17 protein-coding genes are annotated in these 20,650 nt (G+C 70.0%); 8 read left to right on the top strand and 9 right to left on the bottom strand.

The annotated features are described in order from the left end of the window. The first annotated feature begins 33 nt into the window (after nt 1–33). Nucleotides 34–1,125, top strand: coding sequence for a trans-sulfuration enzyme family protein (locus tag AC6CCG_RS16425; RefSeq protein ID WP_496655665.1), 1,092 nt, complete (start codon nt 34–36; stop codon nt 1,123–1,125). On the opposite strand, the gene AC6CCG_RS16420 is transcribed toward AC6CCG_RS16425, so the two are convergent. Genes AC6CCG_RS16420 through AC6CCG_RS16410 form a run of 3 tightly spaced genes read right to left on the bottom strand, consistent with a single transcriptional unit; the run spans nt 1,126 to nt 5,709 of the window. Next, nucleotides 1,126–3,948 (bottom strand): AfsR/SARP family transcriptional regulator, encoded by a 2,823-nt coding sequence (locus AC6CCG_RS16420; protein WP_496655664.1) that lies wholly within the window; start codon nt 3,946–3,948, stop codon nt 1,126–1,128. Nucleotides 3,949–4,000: 52 nt separating this feature from the next. Then, nucleotides 4,001–4,999 carry an NAD(P)H-dependent glycerol-3-phosphate dehydrogenase gene (locus AC6CCG_RS16415; protein WP_496655663.1) on the bottom strand — a complete coding sequence of 333 codons (999 nt, stop codon included), beginning with the start codon at nt 4,997–4,999 and terminating at the stop codon, nt 4,001–4,003. Next, nucleotides 4,996–5,709, bottom strand: a complete 714-nt coding sequence (locus tag AC6CCG_RS16410) for a lysophospholipid acyltransferase family protein (protein WP_496655662.1) — start codon at nt 5,707–5,709, stop codon at nt 4,996–4,998. The genes AC6CCG_RS16415 and AC6CCG_RS16410 overlap by 4 nt, the downstream gene beginning before the upstream one ends. 50 nt (nt 5,710–5,759) lie before the next feature. Here AC6CCG_RS16410 and cofC point away from each other — a divergent pair, with 50 nt between their 5' ends. After that, nucleotides 5,760–6,434, top strand: coding sequence for a 2-phospho-L-lactate guanylyltransferase (gene cofC / locus AC6CCG_RS16405; protein ID WP_496655661.1), 675 nt, complete (start codon nt 5,760–5,762; stop codon nt 6,432–6,434). 240 nt (nt 6,435–6,674) lie between these two features. Here the strand turns inward: cofC and AC6CCG_RS16400 are convergent, their stop codons facing one another. From AC6CCG_RS16400 to leuC, 3 genes are all read right to left on the bottom strand, one after another. After that, nucleotides 6,675–7,220, bottom strand: coding sequence for an HU family DNA-binding protein (locus AC6CCG_RS16400; RefSeq protein WP_218871047.1), 546 nt, complete (start codon nt 7,218–7,220; stop codon nt 6,675–6,677). A gap of 122 nt (nt 7,221–7,342) precedes the next feature. Continuing rightward, nucleotides 7,343–7,954: a 3-isopropylmalate dehydratase small subunit gene (gene leuD / locus AC6CCG_RS16395; RefSeq protein WP_496656273.1), complete on the bottom strand. Its 612-nt coding sequence runs from the start codon at nt 7,952–7,954 to the stop codon at nt 7,343–7,345. A 23-nt stretch (nt 7,955–7,977) separates the two neighbouring features. Further along, on the bottom strand, nt 7,978–9,393 hold the full coding sequence (gene leuC / locus AC6CCG_RS16390; protein WP_496655660.1) for a 3-isopropylmalate dehydratase large subunit: 1,416 nt from the start codon (nt 9,391–9,393) through the stop codon (nt 7,978–7,980). A gap of 140 nt (nt 9,394–9,533) precedes the next feature. On the opposite strand from leuC, the gene AC6CCG_RS16385 reads away from it, so the two are divergent. Both AC6CCG_RS16385 and AC6CCG_RS16380 read left to right on the top strand, forming a co-directional pair. After that, on the top strand, nt 9,534–10,253 hold the full coding sequence (locus AC6CCG_RS16385) for an IclR family transcriptional regulator (protein ID WP_179748139.1): 720 nt from the start codon (nt 9,534–9,536) through the stop codon (nt 10,251–10,253). A gap of 135 nt (nt 10,254–10,388) precedes the next feature. Beyond that, nucleotides 10,389–12,443, top strand: coding sequence for a hypothetical protein (locus AC6CCG_RS16380; RefSeq protein ID WP_496655659.1), 2,055 nt, complete (start codon nt 10,389–10,391; stop codon nt 12,441–12,443). 112 nt (nt 12,444–12,555) lie between these two features. Here the strand turns inward: AC6CCG_RS16380 and AC6CCG_RS16375 are convergent, their stop codons facing one another. The 3 genes from AC6CCG_RS16375 to AC6CCG_RS16365 all read right to left on the bottom strand — a co-directional run bounded on the left by AC6CCG_RS16375 (nt 12,556) and on the right by AC6CCG_RS16365 (nt 15,103). After that, entirely contained in the window at nt 12,556–13,248 is a 693-nt protein-coding gene (locus AC6CCG_RS16375; RefSeq protein WP_496655658.1) for an N-acetylmannosamine-6-phosphate 2-epimerase, read from the bottom strand. Continuing rightward, complete coding sequence (locus tag AC6CCG_RS16370; protein ID WP_496655657.1) at nt 13,248–14,225, bottom strand: N-acetylglucosamine kinase; 978 nt, start codon at nt 14,223–14,225, stop codon at nt 13,248–13,250. Before AC6CCG_RS16370 ends, AC6CCG_RS16375 begins: the two co-directional genes overlap by 1 nt. Before the next feature lie 128 nt (nt 14,226–14,353). Further along, nucleotides 14,354–15,103 (bottom strand): GntR family transcriptional regulator, encoded by a 750-nt coding sequence (locus AC6CCG_RS16365; protein WP_496655656.1) that lies wholly within the window; start codon nt 15,101–15,103, stop codon nt 14,354–14,356. A gap of 174 nt (nt 15,104–15,277) precedes the next feature. Here AC6CCG_RS16365 and AC6CCG_RS16360 point away from each other — a divergent pair, with 174 nt between their 5' ends. From AC6CCG_RS16360 to AC6CCG_RS16345, 4 genes are read left to right on the top strand one after another with little or no spacing between them, the layout of a single operon-like run. Next, nucleotides 15,278–16,267 carry an ABC transporter permease gene (locus AC6CCG_RS16360; protein WP_496655654.1) on the top strand — a complete coding sequence of 330 codons (990 nt, stop codon included), beginning with the start codon at nt 15,278–15,280 and terminating at the stop codon, nt 16,265–16,267. Next, on the top strand, nt 16,267–17,190 hold the full coding sequence (locus tag AC6CCG_RS16355; protein ID WP_496655653.1) for a carbohydrate ABC transporter permease: 924 nt from the start codon (nt 16,267–16,269) through the stop codon (nt 17,188–17,190). The genes AC6CCG_RS16360 and AC6CCG_RS16355 overlap by 1 nt, the downstream gene beginning before the upstream one ends. Nucleotides 17,191–17,221: 31 nt before the next feature. Further along, entirely contained in the window at nt 17,222–18,916 is a 1,695-nt protein-coding gene (locus tag AC6CCG_RS16350) for an extracellular solute-binding protein (protein WP_496655652.1), read from the top strand. 32 nt (nt 18,917–18,948) lie between these two features. Beyond that, nucleotides 18,949–20,640, top strand: coding sequence for a type 2 periplasmic-binding domain-containing protein (locus tag AC6CCG_RS16345; protein WP_496655651.1), 1,692 nt, complete (start codon nt 18,949–18,951; stop codon nt 20,638–20,640). The last annotated feature ends 10 nt before the right edge of the window (nt 20,641–20,650 follow it).

Genomic DNA, 20,650 nt, shown 5'->3' with positions numbered 1-20,650 from the left:
GGGCCTTGGGCGTGTCCTTCCTAGTCTGTCGCCATGACCGAGAGCCAGCCACGTCTGCGCCCCGAGACCGTCGCCGTCACCGCCGGGCGCCCGGAGCGCGTCCCGGACGCACCGCTCAACGCACCGTTGACCCCGGCGGCGACGTACGTGGGCAGCCCGCGCACCGACGGGCCCGAGATCGGGTACGGCCGTTACGGCAATCCGGGCTGGCAGGCGCTGGAGCAGGCGATCGGCGAGCTCGAGGGCGGCCGCTGCCTGACGTACTCCTCCGGGATGGCCGCGGCCGCCGCGATCCTGGATCTGTTCGGTCCCGGCACCGTCGTGCTGCGCCCGGCCCACTGCTATCTCGGCGTCGCGGCGGCGATGGAGCAGCGGGTGCTGCGGCAGGGCTGGACGGTCCGGGAGGCCGACCCGGCCGACACCGAGGCGTTCCTGGCCGCCGCCCGCAGTGCCGACGTGATCTGGCTCGAGTCGCCGACGAACCCGATGATGGAGGTCGCCGACCTGGCCGCGATCGCCGCCGGCCGCGATCCGCGCACCGTGCTGGTGGTGGACAACACCTTCGCCTCGCCACTGCTGCAGCAGCCGTTGCGGGACGGCGCCGACCTGGTGCTGCACTCGGCGACCAAGATCATCTCCGGCCATTCTGACGCACTGCTCGGCGCGGTCGTGGTCCGGGACCGCGATGATCATGATCATTACGACCGGCTGGAGGCCGGCCGCAAGCTCGGCGGTGCGATACCCGGAACGCTGGAGACCTACCTGGTGCTGCGCGGCCTGCGCACGCTGCCGGTCCGGCAGAACGCGGCACAGGCGTCGGCGATGATCTTGGCCGAACGGTTGGCCTCGCAGCCTGCGGTACGGAAGGTGCGCTACCCCGGTTTCGGCAGCCTGCTGTCGATCGAGCTGGCCGACGCCGCGACCGCGGACCGGTTCATCGCGGCGCTGCGACTCTGGGTGTTCGCGACCAGCCTCGGCGGCGTGGAGTCGATGCTGGAACGGCGCCGCCGCTGGGCCGGCGAGCTGCCGACCGTACCGGAGGGCCTGATCAGGATGTCCGTCGGCGTCGAGCACGTCGACGATCTCTGGGCCGATCTCGATCAGGCGCTGCGCGCCCTGGGTTGATCAGGACGCACGGCTCCGGTCGCCCAGGCGGCGCACCGTCGCGGCGCTGACCATCCGCCGCCGGATCTGGTCGGCTCGGTCCGGTGCCGTCTCCTGATAGATCGCCAGCGCCTGACGGTAGGCGTGCAGCGCGTCGGCCGAGCGGTCGGCCTCCTCGTAGTAGCCGGCCAGCCGGACCCAGGAGTCGCCGGCGGCCCGGTGGAAGCCGGCGCTGTGGTACAGCTCGATGGCCCGGTCGAAGGTCGTCACCGCCAGGTCGAGGTCCCCCGTCGTGGCGTAGGCCGCCGCGAGCGTGTCCACCAGATCGCCGAGGCCGGCGTCGTCCCCCTCCCCCGCATAGGTCTCCACCGCCTCCAGGCAGTGCTGCAGCGCGGCCGGCCCGTTGTCGCGGGACAACTCGGACTCACCGAGCGCGTTCAGCGCGAAGGCCACGCCGCGGGTGTACCCGGCCTTCCGGAACCAGTACAGGGCCTCCCGGTTGTACGGCAGCTCGTCGGCCTTGTCGCCCGTCTTGGTGGAATGAACGTGACCGGCGGCGATCAGGACGACGCCCCGCTCCCGGGGCCGGTCCAGCTCGGCCGCGAGTTCCCCGGCGATCTCGGCCTCCCGCAGCGCGTCGTCCAGCCGGCCGAGATCGGCGTAGTTGTACATCAGATAACTGCGCGCACCGAGCTCGGCCGTCGGGTCGCCCATCCGCTGCGCCGCGGTCAGGGCTGCCCGGCTGAACGCGAGGTCGGGCAGCGGCGGCTGGATCGTGGCCAGGTAGGTACGGATGCCCCAGACCAGGGCGTACGCCGCCCGGTCGGCCCCGAGCTCGATCCCGCGACAGACGACCGCGGTCAGCACGGTGTGCTCGGCCCGACACCAGCGCAGCAGGTCGTTGTGGTCGAGTTCCTCCGGCGTGACGCCCGGTTCCGGCGGCGGCAGCTCGATCGGCGGCCGGGACGGCTCGTCCAGGGCCACCGACCGGGCGGCCGTCCGCAGATAATGATCAAGGACCCGCAGTTCGGCCTGCCGTCGTTCCGTCGCCCCGTCGACCCGGTCGGCCAGCTCCGCGGCGTAGCGGCGCAGCAGGTCGTGCAGCTGGTAGCGACCGGGCTCGTGCTCGGTGATCAGGCTGGCGGCGACGAGCCGGTCCAACAGCCGGGGCACCTCGGCGGCCGGGCGGCCGGCCAGGCTGGCCACCGCACCGCTGCCGATCTCCGGGCCCGGATGGACGCCGAGCAGCCGGAACAACCGCGCGGCCTCCGCATCCAGGGTCGCGTACGACCACGAGAAGACCTGCCGCAGGTCGCCGACCGCGGTCCCGGCGTCCAACACGTCCAGGCCACGCCGCGGATCGAACAACGACTCGACGGCACCGGCCAGCGACAGCTGCGGCCGGCTGGACACCCGGGCCGCGGCGATCGCCAGCGCCAGCGGCAACCGGCCGCAGGTCTCGATGATCATGGCCGCACTCTGCCGATCCGCCGCGACCCGATCGGCGCCGATCCGGCCGACCAGCAGTTCCTCGCACTCCGCGTCCTCCAGCAACGACAGCGGTAGCGTCCAGGCGCCTTCGGTGGCGACCAGCCCGCCGAGTTGATCACGGCTGGTGATCAGGACGCAGCAGCCCGGACCGGACGGCAGCAGCGGCCGGACCTGCTCGGCATCGCGCGCGTTGTCCAGGATGATCAGGAGTTCCCGGTCGGCCGTGATCGTCCGGAACAGCGCGAGTTGATCATCGACGTCGGCCGGCAGTTCACCGGCCGGCACCCCGAGCCCGACCAGGTAGCCGCGGGCCACCTCGCCGACCGTCCGGACCTGCCCGGACGGGTCGAATCCCTGCAGATTGAAGTAGAGCTGGCCGTCCGGGTACTCGTCGGCGATCGTGTGCGCCCAATGCACGGCAAGGGTCGTCTTGCCCATCCCGGCCGGCCCGGTGATCACCGCCAACAGCGGCTCGGTGACCCGCGGCCGGTCGGACAGCCGGGTCAGCTCGGCCAGCAGCGCGGCCCGGCCGACGAACCGGCCGACCCCGGCGGGCAGCTGCCGGGGTACGGCGACCGGGCGCCGTTCGGCGGCCCGGTCCGGCAGCTCGGCTCGCAACTCCTCGGCACCGGCCAGGATCTGCTGGTGCAGTTCCTGCACCGAGGGCGACGGGTCGATGCCGAGCTCGTCGGCCAGCTGCCGGCGCAGCTCCCCGTACCGCTCCAGGGCCACGGTCTGCCGGCCGGCCCGGTAGAGCGCGAGCAGCTCCAGCTCCCAAAGCCTTTCCCGCAACGGGTTCCGGGCGATCAGCGCGGCCGCCTGCCGACCGACCTCCTCGTTGTGGCCGAGCGCCAGTTCGGCGCTCAGCCACCACTCGGCGACGTCGAACCGGGTCTCGTCCACCGCCCGGGCCCGGTCCCGGACCGAGGGCAGATCGACGCCGGAGAAGGATTCGCCGCGCCACAAGTCCAGCGCGGCCCGCAGCTGGTTCGCTGCGCTCTGGTGATCGCCGTGGTCCAGGGCGGCGCGGCCGGCGGCGGTGAGTGCCTCGAACCGCTGCAGATCGACGACGTCGGGAGCGAGTTCGAGTTGATAGTTGCGGGCCTCCCGGCGGAGCCGTACCGCATCGGAGGCGATCGCCTTGCGGACCCGGTAGATGCAGGAGTGCAGGGCCGCGGTCGCCGCGTCCAGATCACTGTCCGGCCACAGCTGATCGATCAGGAAGTCCTGGCTGACCGAGAATCCGGGCGCGGTGAGGAGGGTCGACAACAGCGCCTGCTGCTTGCCGACCAGCGATTCGACCCGCCGGCCGTCCCGCCAGAGCTCGACCTCACCCAGTACCCGAATCTGCACAGTGGTCATGATTCTGCCGCCCGCACGGATCACCTCGACATTTCGGCCGTGCTCAGTATCGCTCGGGTTTCGCCGCTCGGGACATCAGCGCCGGGATCATCTCCTTGGCCGTGATCGTGCCGGCGATCACCGCGGCGACCTGATCGACGATCGGCATCTCGACGCCGGAGCGCCGGGCCAGGTCCTGGATCGACGCACACGACTTGACGCCCTCGGCCACCTGCCGGGTCTCGCCGGTGATCTCCGCGACGGTCCGGCCCCAACCGAGTTCCTCGCCGAAGGACCGGTTCCTGGACAGCGGCGAGGAGCAGGTCGCCACAAGATCACCGAGCCCGGCCAGCCCCGAGAAGGTGTACGGGTCCGCGCCGAGCGCCACACCGAGCCGAGTCGTCTCGGCCAGCCCGCGAGTGATCACCGACGCGGTGGCGTTCGCACCGAAGCCCAGCCCGGCGGCCATTCCGACCGCCAGCGCGATCACGTTCTTGGTCGCGCCGGCCAGCTCACAGCCGACCACGTCGTGGTTGGTGTAGGCGCGGAACCGGCTGGTGTGGCACAGCTCCTGCAGCCGGATCGCCGTCTCCGGCGAAGTGCTGGCCACGACGCTCGCGGACGGCTGCCGCTCGGCGATCTCCCGGGCCAGGTTGGGCCCTGTGACGACGCCGATCCGGTCGGCACCGATCCCGCCGACCTCACCGATCACCTGGCTCATCCGGTAGCCGGTGCCGAGCTCGATTCCCTTGGCCAGGCTGATCACGACGGCATCGGCAGGGATCCGCCAGCCCGCCATCGTGGCCCGCAACGACTGCGCCGGTACGGCGAGCACGACGTACTCGGCGTCGGCCATCGCCCGGTCCGGATCATGATCGGCCCGCAACGTGTCCGGCAGGTCGATCGTCGGGAAGTAGTCGGGATTGCAGTGCTGGCTGTTGATCTTGTCGGCCAATTCCGGGCGGCGGGCCCACAGCGTGACCTGCTGGCCGGCGTCGGAGAGCACCAGGGCGAACGCGGTCCCCCAGGACCCGGACCCCATCACCGTCACCCGGGCGGTCATCGCGCCTCGTTCCGCAGTGCCGAGACCAGCGCCGTGATCGACTCCATGATCCGGTCCGTGGCCTGCCGCAGCAGTTCGGCGGTGAGCGGCCGGTCCCGAAGATCATCGAGCGGCACCGGGTCGCCCGCGATCACCCGCAACGTCTTGCGGGGCAGCAGCCGGGGGAAATGGATCCGCTTGCCGTACATGATCTCCTGGGCGCCCCACTGCCCGATCGGGATCACCGGGCAGCCGGTGGCCAGCGCGACCCGGGCAGCGCCGGTCTTGCCGGCCATCGGCCAGAGGTCGGGGTCCATGGTGATCGTTCCTTCCGGGTAGATGATCACGGACCGGCCGGATCGTACCGCGTCGACCGCATGATCGAGCGCGTGTCCGGCCTGGTGGGTGCCGCGCCGCACCGGAATCTGGCCGCAGCGCGTGATCACCGCCCCGATCACCGGGATCCGGAACAACGACTCCTTGGCCAGGAACCGCGGCCAGCGACCGGCGTAGGCCACGAACTGGCCGAGGGCCAGCGGATCGACGTTGGAGATGTGATTGGCGACGATCACCAGCCCGCCGGCCTTGGGCACCTTGTCCGCGCCGTGCCAGTCCCGCCGGGTCAGCCGGCCGAAGGTCGCGTTCAGCAGCCGGACCGTACGCCGCAGCGTCGGCTCGCCCGGTTCGGCGATCCGGGCCACGATGTCCGGCAGGCGACGGGGATGGTCCACCAGCCACACCTTAGGGCGTACGGCTGGGGCGGGGTGGCACCATGGCTGCCATGGAAGCTCCTTCGGCGACGCCGCGGCCCGCGGCCGGGTCCGGTCTCGGCGCGGTGGTGGCGATCAAGCCGCTGGGTCTGGCGAAGTCGCGCCTCGCGACGCTGCCCGGTCCGCTCCGTCGCGATCTGGTCTGGGCCATGCTGCTGGACACGGTACGGATCCTTTCCGGCGCCGCCCGGACCGTGATCGTCACCGCCGAACCGGGCCTGCACGCGCGGCTCGTTGATCACGGCCTGTCGGTGGACCTGGTCGCGGAGACCGAGCCGGGCGGCCTCAACCAGGCCCTCCGGGCGGGCGAGGAATACCTGCACGGACAGGGAATCCGGAGACTGTTCGCCTGCGTCGCCGACCTGCCGGCGTTGCGACCGGAGTCGCTCCGGGCGGTGATCGACGCCACGGCCGGGAAGCCGCGCAGCTTCCTCGCCGACGCGGACGGGGTCGGCACCACGATGCTGTTCGCCGACGGCGTGCCGCTCGATCCACGCTTCGGCCCCGGGTCCGCGGCCGCACATCGGGCCAGCGGCGCCGTCGCCCTGACCGACGCGATGATCGGCCGTCCCGTGCCGGACGCGCGGCTGGACGTCGACACCGAGGATGATCTTGCCGCCATCTCCGGCCTGGGACTCGGCCCCGCCGCCCGCTCGGCGATCGCGACCTGGTCCCGTACCGCCTGATCTGTCCGCCGGCCCCTCCGACTCGCCGCCCGTCGGTTTTTCACGTCCCGTGAAAAACTGTCGCTTACCACAGAAGCTTCCCTGGTAAGGCGACAGGAAAGGTGGTGAGGCGGGTCGGCTGGGGCGCGCTTGATCAACCCGCGGGGCGTCGAATCCGTGCCCGGATCTCTTGCGGACATGAAAATCCGGGCCGGCCCCGTTGGGGGTCGGCCCGGATTTCGATCTTCAGTGGTGCGTGGCTCAGCGCTTCGCGGTCTTCTTCGCCGCTGCCTTCTTCGCCGGAGCCTTCTTCGCCGGCGCGGCCTTCTTCGCCGGCGCCTTCACCGCGGCCTTCTTGGTCGCCGCCGTCTTGGCCGGTGCGGCCTTGGCGACGCGCTTCGCCGGAGCGGCCGTCTTCTTGGCGGCGGTCGCGGTGGCCGTCGTCTTCGCGGCGGCCTTCTTGGCGGTGGTCTTCGGCACCTTCTTGGCGCCGGAGACGAACGCCTTCAGATCCGAGCCGGCACGGAACCGCGGGACCGCGGTGGCCTTGGCGCGCTTCCGCTCGCCGGTCCGCGGGTTGCGAACCATCCGAGCCGACCGGTGCACCTTCTCGAAGACGCCGAACCCGGTGATCGAAACCTTCTCGCCAGACGCCGTCTGGTACGTGATGGTCTGCACCACCGCGTTCAACGCCCGGGCCGCCTCAGCCTTGTTGCCCTCGTAATGAGTCGACAACGCCTCAATCAACTCAGCCTTGTTCACAGCTTCCCTTCTTACGAACACTTTCCAAGCCTTGTTGTAGGCCAATGGGCAGCCGTACCGTACGTCTGCAGGAATAACGCTAGGGAAGTCCACGCGTCCTGACAAACACCAACGCGGAGAAAACGCCGTGTCGCAAGAGAATCGGGCCGATCGGACCCGTACGGAGCTCAGCCGGCCGAGGCGACCTTGGCCGGCAGCGTGGCCGGCTTGAACGACGGCCGCGTGCTCTCGTACCCGTCGATCAACTCCTCGTGACGCAGGGTGAGGCCGATGTCGTCCAGCCCCTCCATCAGGCGCCAGCGGGTGTAGTCGTCGATCTCGAACGTGGTCTCGAAGCCGTCGGCCGTGATCTTGCGCTCGGCCAGGTCGACGGTCAGCTCACGGCTCGGGTCGGCCTCGACGAACTCCCAGAGCTCCTCGATGATCTTCTGGTCGACGACCGCGATCAGCAGGCCGGCCTTACCGGAGTTGCCGCGGAAGATGTCGCCGAACCGAGCGCCGATCACCACCTTGAACCCGTAGTTCTGCAGGGCCCAGACGGCATGCTCGCGGGACGACCCGGTGCCGAAGTCCGGCCCGGGGATGAGGATCGTGGCACCGGCGTGCTCCGGCCGATTGAGGACGAAGTCGGGATCGGCCCGCCAGGCCGCGAAGAGCCCGTCCTCGAAGCCGGTCTTGGTGACCCGCTTGAGGTAGACGGCCGGGATGATCTGGTCGGTGTCGACGTTGCTCCGCCGCAGCGGCAGCGCGGTTCCGGTGTGGCTGCTGAACTTTTCCATGATCACGCGATTCCTTTTGACGATCAGGCCGAGACGGCGGCCGGCAGATCGGCCGGCGCGGCCAGGGTTCCGGTGACGGCGGTCGCCGCGGCGACCGGGGGCGAGACCAGGTGGGTCCGGCCGCCCTTGCCCTGCCGGCCTTCGAAGTTGCGGTTGGAGGTCGAGGCGGAGCGCTCCCCCGGCGCCAGCTGGTCCGGGTTCATGCCGAGACACATCGAGCAGCCCGCCGCGCGCCACTCGGCGCCGGCCTCCTTGAAGATCACGTCCAGGCCCTCGCCCTCGGCCTGCAGCCGCACCCGGGCGGACCCGGGCACCACCAGCATCCGTACCCCGTCGGCGACCTGGCGACCCTTGATCACCTCGGCGGCGGCACGCAGGTCCTCGATCCGCCCGTTGGTGCAGGAACCCAGGAAGACGGTGTCGACCTTGATCTCCCGCATCGGCGTGCCCGGCCGGAGATCCATGTACTCCAGGGCTTTCGTCGCCGCGGTGCGGTCGGCGGCGTCCGGGAACACCTCGGGATCGGGTACGTCGGCGGACAGCGGAACGCCCTGGCCTGGGTTGGTGCCCCAGGTGACGAACGGCGTCAACTGCGCCGCATCAAGATCGATCTCGGCATCGAAGGTCGCGTCGGGATCCGTCCGCAGGGTCTTCCAGTACTCCACCGCGGCGTCCCAGTCGGCGCCGGCCGGAGCGTGCGGACGCCCTTGCACGTAGTCGAAGGTGGTCTGGTCGGGTGCCACCAGGCCGGCCTTGGCACCCCACTCGATGCTCATGTTGCAGATCGTCATCCGGCCCTCCATCGACATCTTCTCGATGGTGCTGCCGCGGTACTCGACGATGTAGCCCTGACCGCCGCCGGTGCCGACCTTGGCGATCAACGCCAGCACGACGTCCTTGGCCACCACACCGGGCGGCAGTTCGCCGTTGATGTTGACGGCCATGGTCTTCGGCTTCGCCTGCGGCAACGTCTGGGTGGCCAGCACGTGCTCGACCTCGGAGGTGCCGATGCCGAACGCGATCGCGCCGAAGGCGCCGTGGGTCGAGGTGTGCGAATCGCCGCAGACGACGGTCATCCCGGGCTGGGTCAGGCCAAGCTGCGGGCCGATGATGTGCACCACGCCCTGGTCGAGATCACCCAGGCTGTGCAGTCGTACCCCGAACTCGGCGGCGTTCTTGCGCAGCGTGTCGACCTGCGTCCGCGACACCGGATCGGCGATCGGCTGGTCGATGTTGAGGGTCGGCGTGTTGTGATCTTCGGTGGCCAGGGTCAGATCGGGCCGGCGAACCGGACGGCCCGCCTGGCGCAGACCGTCGAACGCCTGGGGGCTCGTGACCTCGTGGACCAGGTGAAGGTCGATGTAGAGCAGATCCGGTTCCCCGGCATGCGATCGGACGACATGGTCGTCCCAGATCTTCTCGCTCAACGTCTTGCCCATCGATGGTCACTTCCTCTGAAAAATGAAAAAATGTCTTCGGAGATGCTCGTCCCGCAACGAATCTCCAGGCTCTCGTCCTAGTTGCCGGAGCTACCTGTTGTCGACTTGCATTCCAGCATCCGAGACGGCAATATCAGGACATGGACAACTCTAGCGGTGTCGGGGTGCTCGACAAAGCCGCACTGGTGCTCAGTGCCTTGGAGACGGGACCGACAACCTTGGCCGGACTGGTCGCCGCCACCGGACTGGCCCGGCCCACAGCCCATCGACTCGCCGTCGCTCTCGAACATCATCGACTGGTCAGCCGCGATCTGCAAGGGCGCTTCATCCTCGGCCCGAGGCTCGCCGAACTCGCCTCCGCCGCCGGTGAGGACCGGCTGCTGGCCACCGCCGGACCGGTGCTGGCCCGGCTCCGGGACATCACCGGCGAATCTGCTCAGATGTTCCGCCGGCAAGGCGATTACCGCGTCTGCGTCGCCACCGCCGAGCGCACCTCGGGGCTCCGTGACACCGTCCCGGTCGGCACCCAGCTGACCATGAGCGCCGGCTCCGCGGCGCAGGTCCTGCTCGCCTGGGAAGAGCCGGACCGGATGCAGCGCGGCCTGCGCGGCTCCCGCTACTCCGCCGTGGCCCTCGCCGCGGTACGCCGCCGCGGCTGGGCCCAGTCGGTCGGCGAGCGCGAGCCCGGCGTGGCGTCGGTCTCGGCCCCGGTGCGGTCCCCGTCCGGCAAGGTCATTGCCGCGGTGAGCGTTTCGGGTCCGATCGAGCGCCTGTCCAGGCAGCCGGGCCGGTTACACGCTCCGGCCGTGATCGCGGCCGCCGAGCGGCTCAGCGAGGTGCTGCGCCGCAGCGGCGACTGAGCACGGTGCCGGTGGTCTAACGGAGTTGGGTGTCGGACCCGGTCATGATCACTAGCGTGACGATCCATGGATACCCCACGACGTAGTTCTCCCCCGCTTCGCTCCTCCGAACTACGCCGCGGGGACCCCAGAAGCGTGAACCGGATTCTGTTCTGCTGTGATGCGGACAACGATCTCCTCCGAGCCCTGTCCACCGAAGATCACCAGCCCGTCCGGTACGAGGAGCCGGCCGCGGCCCTGGACGCCGCCGCGGCCGGTGACACGGTGCTGGTGCTCGCCGACGGCTATCCGGACCGGCGGACGGCGTTCCCGCCGGAGTTGATCAGCGCCGCGGCCGAGCGGCAGGTGTCGGTGCTGGTCGAGTATCCGGCCGGCCTGCCCGGGCTCGACACCGAGCCGGAGACGGCGACGCTGGAGCGGTTGGTGATCGGCGATCCGCGGCTCGGCCCGGAGCTCGGGCTGCTCGCCGTCCACGCCTGCCGGTATCTGCCGACCCGGCAGCCGGACACGTTGCTCTGGCTGGCCAGGGTGGCCGGCTTCGACACCGCCGTCTACGGCCTGCCCGAGAACGCCCGGTCGGTCCTCTACCGACTGCCGGACGCGCCGGTGCTGGTCGCCACCACCCAGCTGAGCCGGTTCGGCCGCGGCCGGTACGAGCCGCAGTCGGCCTGGATCTCCCTCTGGCAGGGGATCCTGCGCGTCCTGCAGCCGGACGCCGAGCCGCCGGCCATGATCATCCCGGGAGCGGTGGCGCCGCGGTTCGGCCGGGACGAGGTGCTGCCCGACGACGCGGCCGCGGCGGCGGTGGCGGCCTACCAGGACTGGCTGCGCCGGTCGGGGCTGCTGCTCGACCAAGATCAGGAACGGGCGGTCCGCAAGCTGATGGTCGCCGGCGAGGCCGTGGACCGGGACCGGCTCCCGGCGGGCACCGGTGACGGCAGCCATGGGGTCGCCGAGGGCTTCGAGTCCACCATCCAGCCGGACGGCAGCCAGCGGATCCGGCTGCCGCTGCGGGCCGACTGCATCGCGGAGACGGCGATGGTGCTGGCCCTCGACAAGCCCGGATCGGACGGCCCGCGGACGGCGCGGAACCTGATCGGCTACCTGCGCGGACCGTCCGGGTTGTGCGCCGGCGAGCGGGCCGATCCCGCGCGGCCCTCGTACGGACTGATCGGCTGGGGCACCGGCACGCCGGCCTGGGAGATCGCCAACTACGGCGACGACAACGCCCGGGTGATCCTGGCCTGGCTGCTGGCCGACGCGACGCTCGGCGTCACCGACGGGCACCGCTCGTTGATCACCGCCATCACCGCGAACTTCCGGACCACCGGCCGGACCGGCTTCCGGGGCGACCGGATCGACCAGCCCCAGCTCGCCGAGCACGGCTGGCGGCACTACTTCGACGGTTCCTTGATCAATCCCAGCGCGCACTTCGAGGCGTACCTGTGGGCCTGCTACCAATGGGCCTACGCCGCGACCGGCTACCGGCCGTTCCTGGACCGGACCCGGACCGCGTTGATCACGATGATGGAGCGCTTCCCCGGCGGCTGGCGGCGCAACGACGTGACCGAGCTGGCCCGGATCCTGCTGCCGCTGGCGTGGCAGCTCCGGCTCGAGCCGTCGGACCGATTCCGCGACTGGTTGAGCGCAGTCGTCGACGCCCTGCTGAGCCGCCAGGACGCGAGTGGCGGCATCGGTGAGATCGAGGCCGGCGGCATCGACCTGTTCCAGGTCGCCCGGACCAACGAGGAGTACGGCACCACCGAGGAGCCGATCATCTTCGCGACCGGAGACCCGGCCTCCGACCAGCTCTACTCCTCCGGCTTCGCCCTGCTCGGCCTGTACGAGGCGGCCGCGGTCCTCGATGATCATCGGGTGGCCGCGGCCGCCGACCGGCTGGCGGACTACCTGATCAGGATCCAGCTGCGCAGCGACCGGCCGGAGCTGGACGGGAGCTGGTTCCGCTCCTTCGACTTCCGCCGCTGGGACTTCTGGGGCAGCTCGGGCGACGCCGGCTGGGGCGCCTGGTGCCTGGAACTCGGCTGGGCCCCGGCCTGGGGCGTCACCGCGCTGGCGTTGCACGACCGCGGCAGCACGCTCTGGGACGAGCTGGCCAAGGTCCGGCCCGACCCGGCCGAGGCGCAGGACGTGATCACCTTCATGATCCCGCCCACCGGTACGCCGGGGTGACGACCATCGGGAGCCGCCATCTTCCCCGACACTTCCTGTCACTTTGCGCGCGTTATATCTCGAGGGAAGCGCCAGTTTTTCACGTTAACGTGAAAAACTGCCCGGCCCGAACTCAGGAGGCGAACGTGCCGAGGCGGTCGACGAAGCGGCGGGTGGTCAGGACCGGGTTGGTGATCGCGCTGCCGACGACGACCGCATAGGCGCCGGCGGCCAGCGCGGCCAGGGCCTCGGAGTCGTCCCGGATCCGGCCCTCGGCGATGACCGGGCAGTCGACGGCGGCGGCCAGGGCTGTGACCAGGCCGAGGTCGGGGCCGGGGCCGCCGTCGCCGGCAGCGGTGTAGCCGGACAGCGTGGTGGCGACGACGTCGGCGCCGGCCCGGCGGGCGGAGATCCCCGCCGCCACCGTGTCCACGTCCGCCATGATCGGCACCTGGGTCTCGGCCTTGATCATCGCCAGTTGGTCGGCCAGCGAACTGCCGTCCGGCCGTGGCCGCTGCGTCCCGTCCAGGGCGATGATCGTCGCCCCCGCATCGACGATCTCCAGCGCCGCCTGCACGGTCGGGGTGATGAAGACGCCGGACGGGTCACCGAGCTTGTTGATCCCGATCAGCGGCAGGTCGACCCGGGAGCTGATCATGGCGATGTCGGCCGCCCCGTTGGCCCGCAGCCCGGCCGCGCCGCCCAGCTCCGCCGACTCCGCCATCAGCGCCATGATCATCGACTCGCGCAGCGGCGAGCCGGTGGTCGCCTGGCAGGAGACGATCAGTCCGTGCTGCGGGATCTGCTCGGTGAACGTCGCGGTCATCAGGTTCCTTTCATCCGCGAGAGCGAGATTCGCTCGGTCAAGTGGCCGAGGGAGGCGTGGGGACCTGCCGAGTCTCCGGCCAGCAGCACCGTGCCGTCCAGGACGGTCCCGTCGGCCGGGACCAACCGCCAATCGGGCAGGTCGAGCGCGGCTTGGAACGGCTGCACCAGGGTGTCGCTCGCGAACATCCCACCGATGCAGGCGATCCGGCGGTCCTCGGCGGCCGGATCGATCAGGGCACAGCAGGCACGGACCGTCTCGGCCAGGTCCGCGGCCGCACGCCCGACCAGGCGCGTCGCGACCGGATCGCCGGCCCGGGCGAAGTCGATCACCGGCCGGGCGAACGCGGCGACGAGCTTGACCCGGTCCGGCAGCCAGCAGAGCCGGCGCAGGGCCGCACCGAGATCGTCGCCGAGATCAAGATCGTCGAGGAGATAGCGCCGTGCCGCGTCATGCAGATCAGGGGCCGCCTCCCGCTGCTCCTGATGCCAGACGGCCTGCCGCAAGCCGGCCCGGCCGAGGTCGTACGCGCTTCCGGCGTCACCGACCAGGTGCCCGACGCCGTCGACCCGGACCGCCCGGCCGGTGCTGTCCACGCCGAGGCAGACGGTTCCGGTCCCGGCTGCCACGACGACGCCGGCCTGGCCCGCCAGGGCGCCGGCATGCGCCGTCACCGCGTCCGGGAACAGCCGCACCTCGCCCACCGCGGGCAGCTCGTCCAAGATCAGCTTCGCGACGGCATCCAGCTCGCCAGCTGGTTCCGGCAACCCGGTGTGGCCGATCGCCAGGACGAGTGCGTCGTCGTCGCTCAGGGAGCCGGCGACCGCGGCGAGGATCGGCCGGACGGCACCGAAGGCCGCCGCGACCGGGTCGGCTGTCGGGTCGTGGAAGCCGGGGGCGGTGATCACCTCGGATGTCCAGGAGGTACGAAGGCGTACCGTCGTCTGGCCGACGTCGATCGCCATCCAGCGCCTCACACCCGCCTCCTCGGCCTCGGTCCGGCAAGAGCCTCGCCAACGGAAACGAAGCTAGGGGGCCGTACGGGACCGGGCCAGGGATTCCGGCGATCCGGATTAGACCAGCTGGACATCATGATCACCAGCCTTCAGCGCGCGCTCGGCCGGGCCCGCCGAGGCCCCAGATCGCCACGGGAGAACGAACTGCTCAGCCGGTACCGGTCACCGCGGAACAGGCTGCGACCGATCTCCACGACCCGGCCCGTCTGGTCCAGTCCGAAGCCGCGCAGCTGGATGCACGGCTGGCTCATCGGGATCGTCAGCAGTTCCGCGCCGCGGGCGTCCGGCATCACCGCTTCGAGATCGACCGTGGCCCCGTTGATCTTGACGCCGTAGCGCCGCTCCAGTGACTCGTACAGCGAACCGGTGAGGTCCTCTTCGGTCAGGTCCGGCACCGCGTCGGCCACCAAGGTGCAGTGCTGCAGCGCCATCGGCACCCCGTCGGCCAGCCGGAGCCGGGTGTAGAAGTACGCGAAGTCGTTCACCGGGATCCGCAGCTGGCGCGCGATGTTGCGGTCGGCCCGGCCCTTCCGGAACGCGATCACCCGCGTGCCGGGCGTCAGGCCGCGCCGTCGGGTGTCCTCGGAGAAGGAGGACACGGCCAGTCGGCCGGCCACCTTCGGCCGGGCCGTGAACACGCCGCGGCCGTGCTGCCGGACGATCAGACCGTCGAACGCAAGATCATCCATGGCCCGGCGCAGCGTCATCCGGGCGACCTGGAACCGGGCCGCCAGGATCCGTTCCGACGGCAGCGCCGTGCCCTCCTCGGTCTGGTCGATCAGGTTCAGCAGCTGGGTCCGGACCAGGTCGACCTTCGAGGTCACCGCCTCCTGTGTCACGTTCGCTCCTTCAGGTCCCCATGGCGACTGTGCTGAACCAGTCTGCACCGACTCCGGCGGAAACAGGTAACGACTGGTCTAACCAGGGCGGTTGTGGCCGTACCCGCGCCCGTTCGACGATGGCAGCACAGCCCTGTCCGACATCCCGCATGGCGACCGTGAAGGAGCGTGTCCGTGATCAGCGAAACCGGCCCCGAGTTGGGCCGGCTCGGGGCGCGAGCCACGGCGGTCGACCGGGCCGCCGCTACGTCCGGGCGAATCCGCCGCCGCCGCTGGCTGCTGGCCCGTCGGCACTGGCGTATGTACGCCTTTGTGCTGCCCGGATTGATCTTCTTCGTGATCTTCGCCTACGTACCGATGCTGGGCAACGTCGCGGCGTTCCAGGACTACTCCCCCTTCCTCGGCTTCGCGAACAGCCCCTGGGTCGGTCTGGAGAACTTCCAACGGTTGATCACCGATCCGGACGTCGGGCACGCGGTGATCAACACCCTGCAGCTCTCGCTGCTCCAGATCATCTTCGCGTTCCCGGCGCCGATCGCGCTGGCCCTGCTGCTGAACTCCTTGATCAGTACCCGGACGAAGCGGTGGCTGCAATCGATCGTCTACCTGCCGCACTTCATCTCCTGGGTGATCGTGATCTCCATCTGGCAGCAGATCCTCGGCGGCACCGGGATCGTCACCGACCTGCTCAGCCGGGTCGGCATCGAACACGTCAACCTGATGAGCAACCCGGAGACGTTCCAGCTGCTGGTCACCTCGCAGGTGATCTGGAAGGACTCCGGCTGGGGCACGATCATCTTCTTCGCCGCCCTGACCACCATCCCGACCGAGTTGTACGAGAGCGCGGCCGTGGACGGTGCCGGCGCCTGGCGGCGGATCGTGCACGTCACCCTGCCCGGGCTGCTGCCGGTCATCCTGCTGCTGTTGATCTTGCGGCTCGGTGACGTGCTGACCGTCGGGTTCGAGCAGATCTACCTGCAGTACAACACCGTCGGCGCAGCCGCGGCCGAGGTGCTGGACACCTTCGTCTACTTCCGCGGCGTGGTCGGCAGCGACTGGGGCTTCTCCACCGCGGTCGGCCTGGTCAAGGGCGTTGTCGGCACGCTGCTCGTCCTCGGCGCGAACGCCCTGTCCAAACGGTTCGGCGCGGAAGGACTCTTCTGATGGCGACTCTGTCCGGCATCGCGGGCCGGCGGCGGCCAAGGGTCCGGGAGACCCGCCCGATCTGGGTCGGCAAGCCGTCGCTGCCGGTCCAGGCGCTCAAGATCATCGTCATCGTGCTGATCACGGTGCTGATGCTGTACCCGTTCCTCAACGTGATCGCGGTCTCGCTGGCCGACTCGGCCGAGGTCGGATTCGGCGGGCTGCTGCCCGACCGGTTCAGCCTGGAGGCGTACACCTCGATCCTGCGGGGCGGGATCGTCACCCGGGCGCTGCTGGTGTCGATCGGGGTCACGGTGATCGGCACCGCCTGTTCGATGGTCTGCACGTCGATGATGGCGTACGGCCTGACCCGGACCGCTGACCTGCCGGGGATGCGGGTGATCTTGTATCTGGCGCTCTTCACGATGCTGTTCGGGGCCGGCATGATCCCGAACTTCCTGTTGATCAAGAGCCTCGGCCTGCTGGACAGCTACGCCGCGATGATCCTGCCCGGGCTGATCAGCGCGTTCAACCTGGTGGTGCTGCGGAACTTCTATCTGCAACTGCCCCGGGAGCTGATCGAGGCGGCCCGGATCGACGGCTGCAACGACCGGCAGATCTTCACCAGCATCGTGCTGCCGCTGTCCAAGGCGGTCAGCGCGGTGATCGCCCTGTTCTACGCGGTGGGCTACTGGAACACGTTCTTCACCGCTCTGCTCTACATCAACGACGCGACCAAGTGGCCGATCCAGCTGGTGCTCAACCTCTATGTGGTGCAGGGGTCCCCGATGCCGCAGATCGAGGACCCGAACCACACTCCGCCGCAGCCGGAGTCGGTGCAGATGGCGGTCGTCGTGCTCGCCGTGCTGCCGATCCTGCTCGTCTATCCCTTCCTGCAGAAGTACTTCACCAAGGGCGTGCTGACCGGCGCGATCAAGGGCTGATCACCGGTGCACGCAGAGAGGTCGTCCTGTCATGAGTGATCATGGAATTCCCGCCCTGAGCCGAGGCACGGTGGGCCGCCGTCGGCTGCTCCAGGCCGGGCTCGGCGCGTCGTTGGCCGTGGCCGGCGCCGGCTGTTCGGCGATCACCGGCGAGGGCGGTGCCGGCGCACCACCGGCCACGACCGGCGGGGCCACCGCCGAGGTGCCGAAGCACATTCCGGCTCCCGCCGTCGACGGCGAGATCAAGAGCAAGATCCCCGGCCTGCCGAACGCGTTCGCCAAGGTGCCGGACCCGTTGCGCACCTCGTGGCCGGAGAAGCCGGGCGACGGCACGTCGATGTCGATGTTCTCGATCATCTGGTCGCCGCCGCCCCCTCCTCTGGCCCAGAACGTGTTCTGGCAGGACCTGAACGACCGGCTCGGCCTGGAGCTCACGATGGTCTGGGGCCCGTCCGACGCGTACGAATCGAAGTTGGCCACCCTGCTCGCCGGCGGCGACCTGCCCGACGTCACCAACCTGCTGCCGAACCCGATCGGCGACAAGGCTCTCAAGCAGGGAGCGTTCGCCGACCTGACCGACTACCTGGCCGGCGACAAGATGCAGAACTACCCCAACCTGGCGGCCAACACCGCCGAGGACGCCTGGCAGAACACCATGATCAACGGCCGGGTGATGGGCGTCACCAACCCGGTGCCCGCCGTCGACACGGTCTTCATCTATCGCGGCGACTGGGCCGAGAAGATCGGCCTCACCGCACCGCCGGCCAACGCCGACGAGTTCCGCGAGTTCCTGATCAACATCCCGAAGGCGATCCCGCCGCAGAACGGCCAGAAGCCGTACGGCATCGGCGCCTTCCCCGGATCGATCATGGCGTTCATCCTGGCCATGTTCCGGGTCGGGCCGCAGTGGCAGGTGCTGGACGGCAAGGTGGTGTCGCGGATCGAGACGCCGGAGTACGAGGCGGCGATCACCTGGTGCCGCGAACTGTGGGCCGCCGGCGGCTACCACCCGGACGCCCTGGCCCTGGACGCCCAGGAGATCAAGGTCCTCGGCATGTTCAACTCCAGCCAGATCGGCATCGCCAAGGGCGGCATCGGCTACGCCTTCGCCGCCACCTCCGAAGGCCGGCAGATGATTGCCAAGCACCCCGGCACCGTCCCGCTGCTCCCGCCCGGCCACGACGGCGGGAAACCCAAGTGGGTCAAGACCTCCGGCTGGTTCTCCCGCTGGGGCATCTCGGCGAAGGCGGCCGCGAAGCCGGGCCGGGTCGAGACGATCCTGCGCTGCATCGACTACCTGAGCGCCTGCTTCGGAACCAAGGAATACATGGCCAACCGGTTCGGCATCGAGGGCCGGCACTGGAACTACAACGACAAGCGTGAACCGACACCGGTCGACGACCCGGCGCTGCAGGCCGAGTTGACCGGCCTGACCCAGTATCCGCACGCCTACTACTACCCGGGCACGCCCACCGGCTATTCGGACGCGCTCGCGTACGCCGAGGCGCTGGCCACCGACGGGTACGACGACCCGCTGGCCAGCCTGCCCTCGGAGGTCGGCGACCGGGTCGGCGGCGTGCTGGAGAAGATCACCGACGACTACATCAACCAGATCGTCTCCGGCCGCCGACCGCTGTCGGACCTCCAGGCCTTCAAGACCGAATGGCACAAACGCGGCGGTGATCAGATCAAGGCCGACCTGGAGCAACAGCTCGCCGGACGTTGATCACCCGAACCAGGCAGAGAGGTCGTCTCGTCATGAGTGATCAGGGAATCCCCACCGGCCGGATCGCGCCGGGCGCCGTGGGCCGCCGCCGGCTGCTCCAGGCCGGGCTCGGCACGGCCGTGGCGGTTGCCGCCGGCTGCTCGGCGATCACCGGTGAGGGTGGCGGGAAGCCGTCGGCCCCGGCCGGCTCCACCGGCGAGCTGCCGAAGCACCTGCCGGCGCCGCCCGTGGAGGGCGAGATCCGGAGCAAGGTCCCCGGCCTGCCGAGCGCGTACGCGAAGGTGCCGGATCAGCTTCGGGTCTCCTGGCCGGAGAAGCCGGGCGACGGCACGTCGATGTCGATGTTCTCGATCATCTGGTCGCCGCCGCCTCCGCCGGTCGGGCAGAACCCGTTCTGGGCTGATCTGAACGACCGGCTCGGCCTGGAACTGAAGAAGGTGTGGGGCCCGTCCGACGCGTACGAATCGAAGTTGGCCACCCTGCTCGCCGGCGGCGACCTGCCGGATGTGACCGGCCTGCTGCCGAACCCGATCGGTGACAAGGCGCTGCGGCAAGGGGCATTCGCCGACCTGACCGACCACCTGGCCGGCGACAAGATGCAGAACTACCCCAACCTGGCGGCCAACATCCCGGTCGAGGCCTGGCAGAACACCATGATCAACGGTCGCGTACTGGGCGTGGCCAACCCGCTGCCCGCCGTCGACACGGTCTTCATCCATCGTGGCGACTGGGCCGAGAAGATCGGCCTGGCCGGGCCGCCGGCGAACGCCGACGAGTTCCGCGAGTTCCTGATCAACATCCCGAAGGCGATCCCGCCGCAGAACGGCCAGACCCCGTACGGCATCGGCGCCTTCCCCGGATCGATCATGCCGTTCATCCTGGCCATGTTCCGGGTCGGCCCGGACTGGCAGGTCACCGAGGCCGGGGTGATCCCGCGGATCGACACACCGGAGTACGAGGCGGCGATCACCTGGTGCCGCGAACTGTGGGCCGCCGGCGGCTACCACCCGGACGCGCTGGCCCTGGACGCCCAGGAGATCAAGGTCCTCGGCATGTTCAACTCCAGCCAGATCGGCATCGCCAAGGGCGGCATCGGCTACGCCTTCGCCGCCACCTCCGAAGGCCGGCAGATGATCGTCAAACACCCGGGCACGATCCCGCTGCTGCCGCCCGGCCACGACGGCGGGAAGGCCCGGTGGATCAAGTCGACCGGCTGGTTCTCCCGTACGGCGATCTCCGCCAAGGCCGCCGAGAAGCCCGGCCGGGTCGAGACGATCCTGCGCTGCCTCGACTACCTCGCCGCGCGTTTCGGGACCAAGGAATACATGATCAACCGGTTCGGCATCGAGGGCCGGCACTGGAACTACAACGATGATCACGAGCCGACCCCGGTCGACGACCCGGCCCTGCAGGCCGAGCTGACCGGCCTCACCGGTTACCCGCACGCGTACTACTACCCCGGCACCCCGACCGGCCACTCCGACGCGCTCGCCTATGCCGAGGCCCTGGCCACCGACGGCTTCGACAATCCGCTGGCCAGCCTGCCCTCGGAGGTCGGCGACCGGGTCGGCGGCGTGTTGGAGAAGATCACCGACGACTACATCAACCAGATCGTCTCCGGCCGCCGCCCGCTGTCGGACTTCCAGGCCTTCAAGACCGAATGGCACAAACGCGGCGGTGATCAGTTCAGGGCCGACCTGGAACAGCAGCTCGCGACCCGTTGATCACCCCGTC

The organism is Microlunatus sp. YIM B11417, assembly GCF_059617205.1.
The sequence above is the reverse complement of the archived record's forward strand: the minus strand, read 5'-3'. Positions and strand labels throughout refer to the sequence as shown.

Bases quoted from the DNA above. Each gene is read 5' to 3' on its own strand.
- AC6CCG_RS16345 (WP_496655651.1), top strand. From the start codon at position 18,949: ATGAGTGATCAGGGAATCCCCACCGGCCGGATCGCGCCGGGCGCCGTG.
- AC6CCG_RS16425 (WP_496655665.1), top strand. From the start codon at position 34: ATGACCGAGAGCCAGCCACGTCTGCGCCCCGAGACCGTCGCCGTCACC.
- leuD (WP_496656273.1), bottom strand. From the start codon at position 7,954: ATGGAAAAGTTCAGCAGCCACACCGGAACCGCGCTGCCGCTGCGGCGG.
- cofC (WP_496655661.1), top strand. From the start codon at position 5,760: ATGGAAGCTCCTTCGGCGACGCCGCGGCCCGCGGCCGGGTCCGGTCTC.
- AC6CCG_RS16355 (WP_496655653.1), top strand. From the start codon at position 16,267: ATGGCGACTCTGTCCGGCATCGCGGGCCGGCGGCGGCCAAGGGTCCGG.
- AC6CCG_RS16350 (WP_496655652.1), top strand. From the start codon at position 17,222: ATGAGTGATCATGGAATTCCCGCCCTGAGCCGAGGCACGGTGGGCCGC.
- AC6CCG_RS16385 (WP_179748139.1), top strand. From the start codon at position 9,534: ATGGACAACTCTAGCGGTGTCGGGGTGCTCGACAAAGCCGCACTGGTG.
- leuC (WP_496655660.1), bottom strand. From the start codon at position 9,393: ATGGGCAAGACGTTGAGCGAGAAGATCTGGGACGACCATGTCGTCCGA.
- AC6CCG_RS16415 (WP_496655663.1), bottom strand. From the start codon at position 4,999: ATGACCGCCCGGGTGACGGTGATGGGGTCCGGGTCCTGGGGGACCGCG.
- AC6CCG_RS16375 (WP_496655658.1), bottom strand. From the start codon at position 13,248: ATGACCGCGACGTTCACCGAGCAGATCCCGCAGCACGGACTGATCGTC.